The organism is Paenalkalicoccus suaedae, assembly GCF_006965545.2.
Taxonomy (GTDB): domain Bacteria; phylum Bacillota; class Bacilli; order Bacillales; family Salisediminibacteriaceae; genus Paenalkalicoccus; species Paenalkalicoccus suaedae.
In genome coordinates, this window is record NZ_CP041372.2 from 2,653,511 (window position 1) to 2,667,125 (window position 13,615).

The following is a 13,615-nucleotide window of genomic DNA, read 5'->3' on the forward strand; positions in this document are numbered from 1 at the left end:
TATTGGAGGTACCTATATGTCACATGAATCTGAACGTATTTTTGGCTTAGATATTGGCACACGATCTGTTGTAGGTTTATTGCTTGAACAGAAGGAAAGCGGCTACCATGTTCATGATGTTTTAAGTATCGAACATAAAGACCGCTCGATGCTTGATGGTCAAATACATAATGTTGTTGCTGTCGCGGATACGATTATTCAAGTAAAAGAAAAGTTAGAAGCAAAGCATGGCAAATTAACGAAGGTTTGCGTAGCCGCAGCTGGACGTGCATTAAAAACGGAACGAGCAACTATGGAGATGAACATAGAAGGCCATCCTATTTTTAATCGTGAAGCTCTGTTGCATCTAGAATTACAAGCTGTTCAACAGGCACAGTTTAAATTAGTAAAGGATCATCAAACTACTGACTATTGCGTTGGATACTCTGTAGTTGATTATAAATTGGACAATGAAGTGATTGGAAGCTTGATAGACCAACGTGGGGAGATTGCCTCCGTAGAGGTTATTGCCACGTTTCTGCCTAAAGTGGTGGTAGAATCACTACTCGCCGCATTAGAGCGCGCAGATTTAACGCTTGAGGCCTTAACACTTGAGCCTATCGCTGCAATCAACGTCCTAATCCCCTCTTCTATGAGACGATTAAACGTCGCATTAGTAGACATAGGAGCCGGCACATCAGATATTGCAATAACGGAGTCCGGAACGGTAACGGCATACGGCATGGTTCCTAGTGCAGGAGATGAGATTACAGAAGCTTTAAGCGATAGCTTCCTATTAGATTTTGCAGAAGCAGAAGTAATAAAAAGAAAGCTGTCAACCGAAGCAGAAGTAACGGTTACAGATATTTTAGGCATGGAGCAAGAGCTGGTTACGAGTGCGGTAGTTGGCGAAATCGATGCTGCAATTGAGCGGTTAGCAAGTCAAATTAGCGAAGAGATTATTTTGCTAAACGGACGTCCTCCTAAAGCGGTGATGCTAGTTGGAGGCGGTAGCTTAACGCCTTCATTACCTGGAAAAGTAGCTGCGAAGCTTTCACTACCTGAAGCGCGTGTTGCGATTCGAGGCATAGATGCGATTAAGGATTTAACGTTTGAGGATGAATATGAACCGACGCCGGAGCTTGTGACACCGATCGGTATTGCGATTGCCGCCAAGGAAAGCCCAATCGAATATGTCAGTATTAAAGTAAATGAGCAAACCGTTCGTTTATTTGATATGAAGCAACTTACTGTAGCAGATGGACTTTTAGCCAGTGGCGTAGACGTATCTTCTCTTTCTGGAAAACCCGGTCTTGCGATGATTGTGACAGTAGATGGTCGTAAAGTAACCATCCCTGGACATTTCGGAGAGCTGCCAGTTATTATGTTAAACGGTGAAGAGGTTGCTTTAGATACTCCTTTGCATAACGGGGATATTCTTCAAGTAAAACAAGGGACACAAGGTGCTGATGCGAAAGCAACCGTGAATGACGTGACTGATCATCCAGAGCCGATCATGCTAACAATTAATGGTGGTAAACGGTCTATTCCTGTTCGTATCCGAGTGAATGGTCATGAGACAAGTGGTCAGCATGAGCTTCGTGATAGAGATGTGATTGAAGTGGAGAAGCCCCGAACACTTGCAGATGTCACTGACCTATCAGAGCTATTTGATAGTAAATCAGTAAAAGTATTTGTGCAGGATAGAGAAATTATACTATCTACACATGCAACTATTACTATTAATGGTGTTCAGGCAACCCGAACTTCCCTTATTAAGTCTGGAGACGCCCTATCCATTTCAGAGGAAAATACAAAGAAAGCCGATTTCACTCTAAAAGATGCTATCTTAGCATTCGGAGAGGATGCAGACAGAGAAATTACGGTGACGTTTAATGATCAGAAGGTTGTGCTGAGGAAAGAGCTGTATGACTGCTACTTGGACGAGCGTGCTGTCTCTTATCAAACGAAGGTGAAGCACGGAGATCGAATTAAGCTAAAAAAGCGTCAGCCTGAACCATTTATTTTTCAGGATGTTTTCTCCAAGGTGGATATTGAACGACCTTCGGATAGCAATAAGAAGCCAGTTATTTTGCAAAATAATGAGGTTACTAATTTTGCGGCTTCGATTCATCATGGTGATTCGCTGAGACTTGATTGGGTAGAAGCGACGAAGAATGGATCTAGTGGCGTATAATAGATAGTGTAACTCACTATTTTGCGTTCTTAGAGAGAAAAAGAGCTTAGTTAAAAAAGGTTGTGAGTAATAGGAGGAGTAACCCATCTAAAATAGAGGTTACTCCTTTTTGACGTAGATAAGGACGTCTACATGCATAGCTTTCGGTTAATTGAGACTTTTTTCCGGTTGATTGGCGCTCTTATCCGGTTAATCGAAGCACGTTTTCGGTTAATTGGCGCTCTTACTCGATTAATCGAAGCACGTTTCCGGTTAATTGGCACTCTTATCCGGTTGATCGGAGCCCGCTTCCGGTTAATCGACGCTCCTATCCGGTTAATCGAGACTCGTTCCCGATTAATTGCAGCCCAAACTCCGTTAATCAAATCACCGGTTCCGGTTAAACACATAACATTCCCCACAAAAAGAGGCTGAGACAAATAATTCGCTTTTGTCTCAGCCTCTTTCTATTTATTCAGCTAATGCTTTTTCTACGTTTTTCTTTGTCACATTCCAATGGCTTGCGTTCCATGTTACGTTACCGTCTGCAATGACAAAGGCTTGAGGAGATTCGTGCTTAATGTTGAATGTTTCAGCAACATCATTAGAACCTTCTCGTAGCTCCTGTACGTTTAAATAGTATAAAGGTACATCAGGGTGTGCCTGCACGAATTTCTCCATCTCGCGGTAAGCTTCTTGGCTTACAGGGCAAGTTAGGCTGTTTTTGAACAGTACATATGTGGAAGTCTGCTCATATAAATTCTTTAGCTGGTCCACGCTTTCTAATTTGTTCATCTTATATCCCACCTACTAGTTATTCTTTTGCTTCTCGCGCTCTGTGACTTCTTTGACCAGTTGTTCAACGGATCGCTGTAAGTCTTCAACTTCCTGTCTAACAGAGGCTGCAATGTCTTCGCCCCAGTCATCAAGGTCATCTAATAAATAATCAGCAGAGTCTGTTAACTCCTTCATATCTTTGCGCATTGACTTTGTTAAGCGTTTCATACGGTCTAGCATGTTAGTCGTACTTTCTTTTGCTGAGGATGCTGCTTGATTCGTCCAATCGGATGTTTTATCCACTGCTACTTTTGCCTGCTCCGAGATGTCCTCGCGAAGCTCCTTACCTGATTTAGGTGTAGATAAGAATGTTGCAGATGCTCCAATAACACCACCTACTAACATACCGACGAAAAAGTCTTTTGTGTTGATTCCTCCATCACTCATTTACACTTCCTCCTTTGCAGTAGCTTGCTTTTGAGCCTCAGTTGCCGCTTTCTTAAGCTTCCACTTCGTCCAAAGGTCTAAGGCTACATTTCCCCATTGAACAGCCTTAGCAACGTTCTCAGACTGCTCATCGGCCTTACGTGAGACAGAGTCTGATACGCGCTTTACTGACTGATTCATATGTTGAAAAGAGTTACCTAATTCTCTTGCAGCGTAAAATACGGAGTTTAACTCTTCAGATTTATGCTGAAGGTCTTCCGCTAATGCATTCGTTTTATGTACAAGGTTTTGCGATTCTTTTGTAATACCATCTACCTGCGTTTTTAAATCGTCTACCGTTTGAGACACGCTGCCTAATGTCTTTTTAACGGATGTTAACGTTTGAATGACGGAGACAACTAGTATGACAAATGCTATTGCGATGATAAAGATGCTTACGTAGAGTAACCATTCCATGATTTGTTCCTCCTTTAGTTTCGATAATTGTAGTCTCTATACTTATTGAACAGGATTCGCCATCGTTTGTCAAAGTGCTTCTCAAAGACTTTATTTAGATACACGAAGTAGATTTATTAATCATGTCCGTGTAAAATAAAGTCGTACAAAGATTAGAGGAGGCATATGCCATGAGAGACCCAAGAATTACGACTTTAGCACGTAACCTGATCAGGTACTCAACAGAGATGAAGCCTGGTGAAAAAATCTTAATTGAAAACTTTGGTGTCCAGAAAGAATTAGTAAAAGCTCTTGTTAAAGAAGCCTACGATGTAGGAGCTATTCCATTTGTTTCCCTAAAAGAACACGATATAAACCGTTCAATCTTAATGGGTGCGACGAAAGAGCAACAAGAGGCAACTGCTAATTTTGAAGCGCATGTCATGGAGCAGATGGATGCATACATAGGTCTTCGAGCAGGAGATAACATTAATGAATTATCTGATGTCCCATCAGATAAAATGGCACTGCATCAACAAACAGTAGGTACAGAAGTTCACCGCAAAATTCGCGTACCTAAAACGAAGTGGGTCGTGCTTAGATACCCAACTGATTCGATGGCGCAGCTAGCTAAGATGAGTACGGAAGCCTTCGAGGACTTCTATTTTAACGTATGTAACCTTGACTACGCGAAAATGGATCAGGCTATGGATGCACTTGTTGATAGGATGAATCAGACAGATAAAGTACGTTTAACAGGTGTTGGTACCGACATTACTTTTTCTATTAAAGATATCCCAGCAATCAAATGTGCGGGTAAGTTAAATATCCCAGACGGAGAAGTATACACAGCGCCGGTGCGCGATTCTATCAATGGAACGATTACGTATAACACAGCTTCCCCTTACCAAGGAACGACGTTTGAAAATATTTCGTTAACGTTTAAAGACGGCAAAATTATTGAAGCGACATCATCTGATACGAAGAAGCTAAATGAAATTCTTGATACAGACGAAGGTGCTCGCTATATTGGCGAATTTGCGATTGGCGTTAACCCTTATATTCTTCACCCAATGAAGGATATTCTATTCGACGAAAAGATCGACGGAAGCTTCCACTTTACTCCGGGACAAGCCTATGATAATGCGTACAATGGCAATGATTCCGCAATACACTGGGATATCGTTAACATTCAGCGCCCTGAATACGGTGGCGGAAACATCTATTTTGACGATACGTTGATTCGTGAAAATGGCCGCTTTGTTACGGAAGACTTGCAACAGCTTAATCCAGAAAACTTAAAATAAGAAAAAGCGAGAGGGATGATCATCCCTCTCGCTTTTTTATACTGCGCACGTTGCTTCATACGCCTTTTGGAACTTTTGTACATCACCAGCACCCATAAAGACAATAACGCTATCTTCATGACTTTGAAGGATAGACGTTGCGTCCTCACGGATCAGCTTCGCTCCATCGATTCTGCTTTGGAGGTCTTCAATAGTCAGCTGACTACTCTTTTCACGAGCAGAAGAGAAAATATCACATAAATAAACGTGATCTGCTTCTCCTAAGCTTTTCGCAAATGCATCTAAGAATGTTTTTGTACGGGAGAATGTATGCGGTTGGAAGACTGCAATGACCTCTTTACCTACATACTTCTTTTTTACCGATTCAATCGTAGCCGAGATTTCAGTCGGATGATGTGCATAATCATCGATTAAAATTTGAGCGCCTACTTGCTTTTCGGTAAAACGACGCTTTACGCCTGCAAATGTTTTAAGCTGTGCTTGAATTTTATCTAACTCTATTTCTTCATAGTGACAGATAGCAATGACACCGAGAGCATTTAAAATATGATGATTTCCGTAACCAGGGATCGTGAAGGAGCCATAAAAAGCGCTTCTTACATACACATCAAAGTGCGTGCCTTCATGATCTGTACGAATATCCTTTGCGTAAAAATCATTTTGCTCTGATAATCCGTAGTAAAGGACAGGCACATTAGCAGCTATGTGCTGTAAGTGCTCATCGTCTCCACAAGCAACAATCGCTTTCTTTACTTGCATAGCCATTGATTGAAACGCGTCAAAAACATCCTCGACATTTTTAAAATAGTCCGGATGATCAAAATCAATGTTTGTCATAATCGCATAGTCTGGGTGGTAATTTAAAAAGTGACGACGATATTCACAAGCTTCAAATACAAAAAAGTCACTTTCCGGATGACCTTTACCAGTACCGTCTCCAATTAAGTAAGAGGTTGGTCTAGCTCCACCTAATACGTGTGACAGTAGTCCAGTTGTCGTTGTTTTACCATGCGACCCTGTGACAGCAATACTTGTAAATTGTTGAATAAATTCTCCTAAAAAATCAGGATAAGAATGAACTGTCATCTCTTTTTCTTGAGCCATTTGCATTTCGACATTATTGTCGACACTATAGGCAGGAGAGTGAATGAGCGTTTGATTCTCCGAAATATTTGTTCCTAAAAAGGGGTGGATAGGAATACCACGCTTTTCTAAAGGAAGTTGCGTAAAGAATACTTTCTCTACGTCTGAGCCTTGTACACCATGTTTCATGTCACTAAGAATTTGCGCTAGTGCGCTCATCCCAGATCCTTTTATTCCAATGAAATGATAATCTGTCATGCTTAGAACCTCCGCGTTCTTCTTCTAATGTTACACATTAATTGACATAGTATATGTATGTCAACCTAAATCGTCAACGTTTCCATTCCATTAGTATACCAAATAGATCGCCATACATCTATATAACGGACGTCCCGTTCCATTTCCGTTAATTCACCAATTGATAGCGTAGCATCGTCACACCAGATTCTTTTAAGAATCGATGTAGTTGATTATCTCCAGCTCGCACGTGCTGTTTTAGCATTCTCATCACTGCTGGTTCATGTACTCTGTTGATTGTAAGGGATGGGCCCATTACATAATTGTTAAATCCAATTTTAATTGATCTGACAAACACCAGAGAGTGTGATTCCCAATTGTCATCACAATAAAATCGGTTTGCTCTTTTTATCTGCTTTGTCTCATCTGTTGCTACATAATACTCCACATCAGAGGATTCTCCTCGCACGATCCGAATTGGAGTTAAATGCGCCAACATAAAAAAACTAGCTACCATTAATTCTTCCTTCGAAAACACTTCTTTATGCTTTCGAATATATAAGTCAAAAGGCCTTGATCCTATAGTCGTAATATAGTCGAATAATAACCAATGTTCAAAATGTCTCTGCAAATCTCCATGAAGATTTACTTCTTCGCCAACATCCGCTAACTGTTTAAAGAGGTGCTTCGCACGAACTTTTTCTCTCATATTGACTTCTGTAAGCAGGGATTCAAATAGAGACTCATATAACCTGTGAGCTGCTGTGTCGAAGCCTGATTGCCGATCATGTTTTACTTGTTCAAAGTCGATTAAAAAATTGGCTTTCCGTTTCACCATTCTTTCTCCTTTCTTTAAACATAGGCAAAAGACTGGAACTACACTAAAAATAGCGTGTCCCAGTCTTTTGCAACGTGTAGGAGACAACGATTATTCATCTCCAAATTTAGCGTATATCCATGTATGACTATCTGCGAACTTACGTAGCAGATACAAATTCAATCTTTTGAAGTCTTGGGTTAGGTCGATATTTCCGACCTTCTTTCGCCTGCGGTTTGCCGTTAAGCATCACATTATCACCTGTAAAACCAATGTGAATTTTGAGTAAGCTGCTACCTACACCGTACATATCGACAGGTGCACCAATTTTTTCGTATTTGGCAATACGTTCCGCATCAAATCCGCCTGAGGCAACAATTTTTACATGATTGAATCCTTCCTCATCTAATGCTCGACGAAGAGCAAAAAGAAGCTCCGGATTAACTCCTCTAGGATCAAACGTTCCTAAAACTTCTGGATGACGAGTGAAATAAGCATCAATCATGTTGTTTGATGTATCTATACGCACTCCACCAAGCTCTTCACCAAACTCTCGAGCTACCTTAAGGGAGTCCGTTATCACATCGTTGTTGTAATCAACTAGCGCCATAAGACCGTCTTCAGGGAACGTTTCTTTATAAGCGCGTGAAGCTTCGACTACATCACCTTCGAATAGCTGGATAAGCGCATGAGGCATCGTACCCATTCCTTGCTTGCCCCACCACTCATTCATCGCATGAGTAGCTTGTGCTTTTGAACCACCAATAAACGCAGCGTATCCATCACCAGCCTGCATCGTAAAGTGATCGTCACGATCGCCCATAAATATGACGGGCTTCTCTTTACCAGACGACTTTGCGGCTTTTACAACTTCATATACGTTTGTTGCTACAGAAGAGCGGCGAGCTAAAATACCGTCGATGACACCTTCTAAAAAGCCAAAATGTTGATAAGGGCCAGTAATCGTCAAGACTGTCTCGAAAGGTTCGACTTTATCTCCATCTTCAAGTGAGTGAATTTCAAGCTCCTCTGGACGGATCGCAAATTCCTCAAGCAGAGCAATCACTTCGTCCGTGCCACATAGCACAGCATGATTTTTCTGGAAAAATTGCATCGTGACGATATTATCAGGCTTTAAGTTTTCTGCTATTTTTTTCGTCTTTAAAAAGTAAACGGCAGAAAACCAGCCTTCGCCTACTCGCTCATCAAATTTAAATGTTTTATTCGTTAGCCGCTTAATGTCGCCTTGCAGCTTCAGTTGAATTTCTTTCATTAGTAGAATCTCCTTGTTTTGGACCTGTACTTTAGTGATAAAGGGCTTTCTTAGAGTGCTCTTGTATAACTGCTTCCATGATCTCCATTACATCCTCTTGATTAACGCTAGTCATGCCGTTACGTAAAACGACGTTTTGAGAGCGCTCGTCTTGAGTTAACAGATGCATTAGTTCTGGAGATACGTGTTGAACCAAATAACCCAAAGAAATCTGTTGCATGGAACATCCCTCCTAGGTTTTGTTCAATCATATTCTAGTACCTCTCGTACACGATCACGGGCCCTTATCTAATTCTTCTATAGAGACTAAACAGTCGCTATTAACATATTGTATACAAAATAAAACGAACTGTGTAGTCTTTTTACTTATTACCCTTCCTTTACTCTTTTAACCATTCTTTAGAGAACATCTCTCGGCTTACTGCCACGTGCTCCGGAGACGATACCACGCGCCTCCATATCATCAATCAATCTTGCCGCACGATTATACCCTAAACGGAAGTTTCGTTGCAGGAGCGATGCAGATGCTACCTGTTGCTCTCTCACAAATTCAACAGCCTCCTCAAAAAGCTCGTCAACATCATTTGTCAAAGCCGCCTCCGTCAATTGCTCTTTTTCGAATAGAAAACCTGGGTGAGGTGATTTACTCACATAATCAATAACACGATCTATTTCATCGTCCGATACATAGGTGCCTTGAATGCGTACTGGCTTAGGACTGCTATTATGCATAAAGAGCATGTCGCCTTTCCCTAAAAGACGCTCGGCACCACCGCTATCTAAGATCGTTCTAGAATCAGCTGAGGATGAAACGGAAAAAGCAATTCGCGTAGGAATATTTGCTTTAATCAGTCCAGTAATGACGTCAACAGATGGGCGCTGTGTTGCAACTAAAAGGTGAATACCGCACGCACGCGCCTTTTGAGCAATTCGGCAAATCGCGTCCTCCACCTCTTGTGCCGCTACCATCATCAAATCAGCAAGCTCATCTACAACAATGACGAGCTTTGGAAGCTTGGCTAAACCGTCCTCTTCCATCTTTTTATTGTATCTATTTAAATCTCGTGCTCCACGCTTCGCAAATAGCTCATAGCGATGGTCCATTTCTTCGACTGCCCATTTTAGTGCAAGCGTCGCCTCTTTTGCATCCGTAATAACTGGTGCCGCTAAGTGTGGGACAGCGTTAAATGGCGCGAGCTCCACCATCTTCGGGTCAATTAGTAACAGCCTTACCTCTTTCGGAGAGGACTTATATAATATACTTGTTAACATTGAGTTAACAGCAACACTTTTACCAGAGCCTGTTGTGCCTGCAATCAAGCCATGCGGCATGGAGGCTAAATCCGTTACAATTGGTTGACCAGCTATATCCATCCCTAAAGCGACCGTAAGTGGAGATTCTGCCTTTTTGAACGCCCCACTATGTAAAATCGACCTTAGCGACACTGGCGTTGCTTGCTTATTTGGCACCTCTATTCCAACGGTTGTTTTACCTGGAATCGGCGCCTCTAATCGAATTTCCGTCGCCGCAAGAGCACGCTTAATATCATCCGTTAGTTGTACAATCTTATTAATTTTAACGCCTGGCTCTGGCTGCACTTCAAAGCGCGTCACACTTGGGCCCTTCGTCTTATGCACGACACGCGCCTTCACATTAAAGTATTGGAAGGTCTCATTTAGCTGTTGCTCCATCTCCGTTACCCAGCCTGCATCATCATCATTCGGACGCTCTGGAATAGCTAAGAGCTGAATTGCCGGGTACATGTAGCTCGCTTCTTGCTCGTGCTTCCGTTTTTCATAATGCTTTTTATCCGTTTGCTTCATCATGACATTAAACGGAACCTGCCCCTTCTTCTTTTCCATGTTAGAAACAACGGCTGGATTGTACACTAAGCCTCTATCATAGTGAGATTGCTCCTGCTCTTTCTCTCTTTTAACATGTTGTTTTGGTACTTCTTCGACGAATGGTGTTGCCGGAGCATCTTCGTGTGTCGGCTCCGCTAAATAACGTTCTTCTTTATCCTCAACATTCTGTGGCTGCTTTTCCGACCGGTCCTCAAGCCTCTCTACCGACTCTTCTTCAAAAAGAGTAGCTTTTAAAGGTTCTGGAGTTACTTCCATCAGTTCTTCTTGCTTATAGTTATCCTCCTTCACCTCTTCCACATCTACAATGACGGGGTCATCTGATTGATGTGAGGTCAACTCCTCACTAATTTGCTCCTCGTTTACCTGGTATGTTTGTACAACCTTCTCTTCTTCGTTATCTTTTGGCGCTGTATATTCCTGTTGTACTTCTCTTGCTAACCGCGCTCGTTCCAGCTTCCGATCCTCGGGGCGATACAATTGCCTCGGTATCTCCTGCACTTTAAAATTCTGTCCTTGGAACTTAGGTCGCTCCGTCGACGTATCAGCATGCTTCTTTGGGCGTGCCTTCTCTACCTTCTTACTAGTAGAGCGCTCTTGGCGTTCTGGTTTCTCTTGACCCCTCAACGTGTTCTTCGGATAGTAGTGCTGCATCTTTACTTCCTGCTCAACGTAGGGCTCCTTGGGTTTCTTACGTGCTGTAGGAGGAGCCTCATACGTCTCCTCTCCTTCTTGATTAAACATCCAATCCTTCATTTTATGTATATAAGAAAACACGGACTTTTCTTTCATCTTTATCATCACCTAATTTAAAATTTACGAATAAAAAAAAGGCGCTGGGAAGAACCGTGGTATATCTACCGGCTTCCAGCCACCTTTTTTTCCTCTGCTTCTATTCTACTTAACTTGAGCTAAAATTTCATCAGTCAATTGGTTTAGATGATGGTTTCTTTTGAGCAAGAATAAATACTGGCTCGAATTCTCCGTCTTTATACATAAGAGGAAGTGCAGTTAATGGCACTCGACCTTCGGAGAAAAATTGGAAGGTCATCTGACCTAACACGTCAAAACCAACCTCATTTCGAATATCGGCGAATATTAACACGTCGTGGTGAGGTACAGCTACTGCAAGCTCTCCTTCCACCTTATCCGCCATCTCCTTGACTAAGCGATCATTTAAAATGCGGCTTGCATCATATCCATCTCCGTTGTGAAGGAAATAAAAGATATTGCCCGCTACTTCATCCTGCTTCATCTCTGTAGACAAAGCTCGTACGTTGAATGTCGCAGCTTCTATAATCTCTTCTTTGCTCTTACTTGAACGCTCGAGCATTTCTTCATCAATCATCGAGTAGGACTGCCCGTGATCAACCGCGTAAAAGATCGTTGTTTCAGCTGTATGGTCTGTGTAAAGAAGCTTCTTCCCGTCCTTCGTCTCCTTATCAAATCCAGGAGTGCGAAGGATTGGGAAGATGTGCTCTTCCTGTCCAGTCAAATCAATCACAGCTGTAAGTAAACGAATACCTTCTTTAAGCTGTCTTACTGTATCTTCAAGAGCGGCATCTTTATCCGCTTTAAAACGATCGGATAAATTACTAAGGCTCACCGTAATTCCTTTATCAACACGCGTATCCACAATACGAAATGTATCTGCATCGCGATCGTATGATGTAACTAAATGTTCTTCTGTAAAATGCTTTTCAAGCTCACGTTTAATTTCAATAGACTTCATATGTCATTCCCTCCAATTCTTTTAGTGTATCACGATCATGCTTGGAGTAAAAAGGAATCAATTTCTTCTTTCGTCTTTCTGTCTTTTGAAACAAATCGGTCTACTTCTTTGCCATCTTTAAATACGACAAAACTAGGAATTCCGAAAATGTCCATGTCTTGACATACTTCAATGAATTCATCACGGTTTATGGAGTAAAATGCTTTATCTGAATGCTTCTCTTCAAGCTCTGGTAAAAACGGTTCAATAAACGTACAGTCCGGGCACCAGCCTGCAGTAAATAAGAAGACCGCATTCTCCTCTTGCTTTATTTTTTCTAACTGTTCGATTGATTCAATTTTTTTCATCTGATTATTCCTCCTAAGATTTGTCGATCGTCATGTCTCCGTATCGGATCCATCCCTTTTTTCTCATGTATTCTGAGAATAGCAAACTAAGCACGGCTGGAGCAAGGAAATGCAACAGAATAATGGCGAACCACACATCTACTGTGCCTCCCATTGTGTTAATCGTCATAATTTGTCCAACAAATCCACTCGTGCCCATCCCAGCTCCTTCAGGACTGTTTTGCATCACAAAGACGGTTGTAGCAATCGGTCCAATGATGACAGCTGCTAACGTCGGAGGAATGAGGATACGAGGATTCTTCACGATGTTTGCAATTTGAAGCATGGAGGTTCCAACACCTAAGGCGATTAGTCCCGACCACCTATTCTCTCTGAAGCTCGCACTTGCAAATCCAATCATTTGCGCAGCACATCCAACAGTCGCAGCTCCGGCCGCAAGCCCCTCTAATTGAAGAATAATTGCAATGCCCGCGCTAGAAATTGGAGCCGTTAACGCGAGTCCCATTAAGACGGCAACTAAAATTCCCATCAAAAATGGTTGCTGATCCGTCGCCCACATAATAAAGCTCCCAAAGCTTGTTAATGCTGCGCCTATCGGTGGTCCTACCGTATACGCAGTCATTGCACCTGTTAAGATGGTTGTGAAAGGCGTCACAATGATGTCCACCTTTGTTTCCTCCGAGACGACCTTACCAATCTCGGTCGAAACGAGTGCTGCTAAAAAGCTCCCAACTGGCCCAGCCAGCTCATAGCCCACCGCTCCGCTAAACACACAGGCAAATAAGACAAGGCGTGGCGCTTTAAGTCCGTAGGCAATCGCTACACCAATAGCTGGTCCAGCTAAGCTCATCGCAGTTTGACCAATGGACGTTAAAAATCCAAGAGGCTCAAATGAATTACCAATCGTTTGCAAGATCAGTCCGATAATAAGGGAAGAAAAAAGACCTAATGCCATAAAACTTAGAGGCTGAATAATGTAATTCTGGACTGATGGTGTTATTCCTTTTTTATCTAAAAATGCTTTCATGTACGAACTCCCTTCACTATTGAATTGTGATTGGGTTTTTTTGTGTTTTGATAGAAAATGAAGTTGCTGATAGTTGGTTGTATGTATGAAGCAAAGCAGTAAGTTAGATCAGCAA

13 protein-coding genes are annotated in these 13,615 nt (G+C 42.1%); 2 read left to right on the forward strand and 11 right to left on the reverse strand.

What is annotated here, in order from left to right:
* Window positions 1–16: 16 nt before the first annotated feature.
* Window positions 17–2,176, forward strand: a complete 2,160-nt coding sequence (gene pilM, locus FLK61_RS14290; protein WP_176010066.1) for a pilus assembly protein PilM — start codon at window positions 17–19, stop codon at window positions 2,174–2,176.
* Between the two features lie 450 nt (window positions 2,177–2,626).
* On the opposite strand, the gene ytxJ is transcribed toward pilM, so the two are convergent.
* Genes ytxJ through FLK61_RS14305 form a run of 3 tightly spaced genes read right to left on the reverse strand, consistent with a single transcriptional unit; the run spans window position 2,627 to window position 3,835 of the window.
* Entirely contained in the window at window positions 2,627–2,950 is a 324-nt protein-coding gene (gene ytxJ, locus FLK61_RS14295) for a bacillithiol system redox-active protein YtxJ (RefSeq protein WP_176010067.1), read from the reverse strand.
* Between the two features lie 15 nt (window positions 2,951–2,965).
* The gene (locus tag FLK61_RS14300) at window positions 2,966–3,379 is read right to left on the reverse strand and encodes a YtxH domain-containing protein (RefSeq protein WP_176010068.1); all 414 of its coding nucleotides are present in this window, start codon (window positions 3,377–3,379) and stop codon (window positions 2,966–2,968) included.
* Window positions 3,380–3,835: a DUF948 domain-containing protein gene (locus FLK61_RS14305; RefSeq protein ID WP_176010069.1), complete on the reverse strand. Its 456-nt coding sequence runs from the start codon at window positions 3,833–3,835 to the stop codon at window positions 3,380–3,382. It lies immediately after the preceding gene.
* A 170-nt stretch (window positions 3,836–4,005) separates the two neighbouring features.
* Here FLK61_RS14305 and FLK61_RS14310 point away from each other — a divergent pair, with 170 nt between their 5' ends.
* The gene (locus tag FLK61_RS14310) at window positions 4,006–5,121 is read left to right on the forward strand and encodes an aminopeptidase (RefSeq protein WP_176010070.1); all 1,116 of its coding nucleotides are present in this window, start codon (window positions 4,006–4,008) and stop codon (window positions 5,119–5,121) included.
* 36 nt (window positions 5,122–5,157) lie between these two features.
* On the opposite strand, the gene murC is transcribed toward FLK61_RS14310, so the two are convergent.
* The 8 genes from murC to FLK61_RS14350 all read right to left on the reverse strand — a co-directional run bounded on the left by murC (window position 5,158) and on the right by FLK61_RS14350 (window position 13,500).
* Window positions 5,158–6,462: a UDP-N-acetylmuramate--L-alanine ligase gene (gene murC / locus FLK61_RS14315; protein ID WP_176010071.1), complete on the reverse strand. Its 1,305-nt coding sequence runs from the start codon at window positions 6,460–6,462 to the stop codon at window positions 5,158–5,160.
* Between the two features lie 148 nt (window positions 6,463–6,610).
* The gene (locus tag FLK61_RS14320; RefSeq protein ID WP_176010072.1) at window positions 6,611–7,279 is read right to left on the reverse strand and encodes a hypothetical protein; all 669 of its coding nucleotides are present in this window, start codon (window positions 7,277–7,279) and stop codon (window positions 6,611–6,613) included.
* Window positions 7,280–7,418: 139 nt separating this feature from the next.
* Window positions 7,419–8,531: a nicotinate phosphoribosyltransferase gene (locus FLK61_RS14325; RefSeq protein ID WP_176010073.1), complete on the reverse strand. Its 1,113-nt coding sequence runs from the start codon at window positions 8,529–8,531 to the stop codon at window positions 7,419–7,421.
* 31 nt (window positions 8,532–8,562) lie between these two features.
* On the reverse strand, window positions 8,563–8,751 hold the full coding sequence (locus FLK61_RS14330; protein ID WP_176010074.1) for a hypothetical protein: 189 nt from the start codon (window positions 8,749–8,751) through the stop codon (window positions 8,563–8,565).
* Between the two features lie 179 nt (window positions 8,752–8,930).
* Window positions 8,931–11,186, reverse strand: a complete 2,256-nt coding sequence (locus tag FLK61_RS20245; protein ID WP_283811856.1) for a DNA translocase FtsK — start codon at window positions 11,184–11,186, stop codon at window positions 8,931–8,933.
* Between the two features lie 130 nt (window positions 11,187–11,316).
* Complete coding sequence (locus FLK61_RS14340; protein ID WP_176010076.1) at window positions 11,317–12,126, reverse strand: DUF1444 family protein; 810 nt, start codon at window positions 12,124–12,126, stop codon at window positions 11,317–11,319.
* Window positions 12,127–12,161: 35 nt separating this feature from the next.
* The gene (locus FLK61_RS14345) at window positions 12,162–12,473 is read right to left on the reverse strand and encodes a thioredoxin family protein (RefSeq protein ID WP_176010077.1); all 312 of its coding nucleotides are present in this window, start codon (window positions 12,471–12,473) and stop codon (window positions 12,162–12,164) included.
* A 13-nt stretch (window positions 12,474–12,486) separates the two neighbouring features.
* The gene (locus FLK61_RS14350) at window positions 12,487–13,500 is read right to left on the reverse strand and encodes a PTS sugar transporter subunit IIC (RefSeq protein ID WP_176010078.1); all 1,014 of its coding nucleotides are present in this window, start codon (window positions 13,498–13,500) and stop codon (window positions 12,487–12,489) included.
* Between the last annotated feature and the right edge of the window lie 115 nt (window positions 13,501–13,615).

What these genes read in the sequence shown, in the direction of transcription:
- pilM (WP_176010066.1), top strand. Translation starts at nt 17, where the DNA reads ATGTCACATGAATCTGAACGTATTTTTGGCTTAGATATTGGCACACGA.
- ytxJ (WP_176010067.1), bottom strand. Translation starts at nt 2,950, where the DNA reads ATGAACAAATTAGAAAGCGTGGACCAGCTAAAGAATTTATATGAGCAG.
- FLK61_RS14300 (WP_176010068.1), bottom strand. Translation starts at nt 3,379, where the DNA reads ATGAGTGATGGAGGAATCAACACAAAAGACTTTTTCGTCGGTATGTTA.
- FLK61_RS14305 (WP_176010069.1), bottom strand. Translation starts at nt 3,835, where the DNA reads ATGGAATGGTTACTCTACGTAAGCATCTTTATCATCGCAATAGCATTT.
- FLK61_RS14310 (WP_176010070.1), top strand. Translation starts at nt 4,006, where the DNA reads ATGAGAGACCCAAGAATTACGACTTTAGCACGTAACCTGATCAGGTAC.
- murC (WP_176010071.1), bottom strand. Translation starts at nt 6,462, where the DNA reads ATGACAGATTATCATTTCATTGGAATAAAAGGATCTGGGATGAGCGCA.
- FLK61_RS14320 (WP_176010072.1), bottom strand. Translation starts at nt 7,279, where the DNA reads ATGGTGAAACGGAAAGCCAATTTTTTAATCGACTTTGAACAAGTAAAA.
- FLK61_RS14325 (WP_176010073.1), bottom strand. Translation starts at nt 8,531, where the DNA reads ATGAAAGAAATTCAACTGAAGCTGCAAGGCGACATTAAGCGGCTAACG.
- FLK61_RS14330 (WP_176010074.1), bottom strand. Translation starts at nt 8,751, where the DNA reads ATGCAACAGATTTCTTTGGGTTATTTGGTTCAACACGTATCTCCAGAA.
- FLK61_RS20245 (WP_283811856.1), bottom strand. Translation starts at nt 11,186, where the DNA reads ATGAAAGAAAAGTCCGTGTTTTCTTATATACATAAAATGAAGGATTGG.
- FLK61_RS14340 (WP_176010076.1), bottom strand. Translation starts at nt 12,126, where the DNA reads ATGAAGTCTATTGAAATTAAACGTGAGCTTGAAAAGCATTTTACAGAA.
- FLK61_RS14345 (WP_176010077.1), bottom strand. Translation starts at nt 12,473, where the DNA reads ATGAAAAAAATTGAATCAATCGAACAGTTAGAAAAAATAAAGCAAGAG.
- FLK61_RS14350 (WP_176010078.1), bottom strand. Translation starts at nt 13,500, where the DNA reads ATGAAAGCATTTTTAGATAAAAAAGGAATAACACCATCAGTCCAGAAT.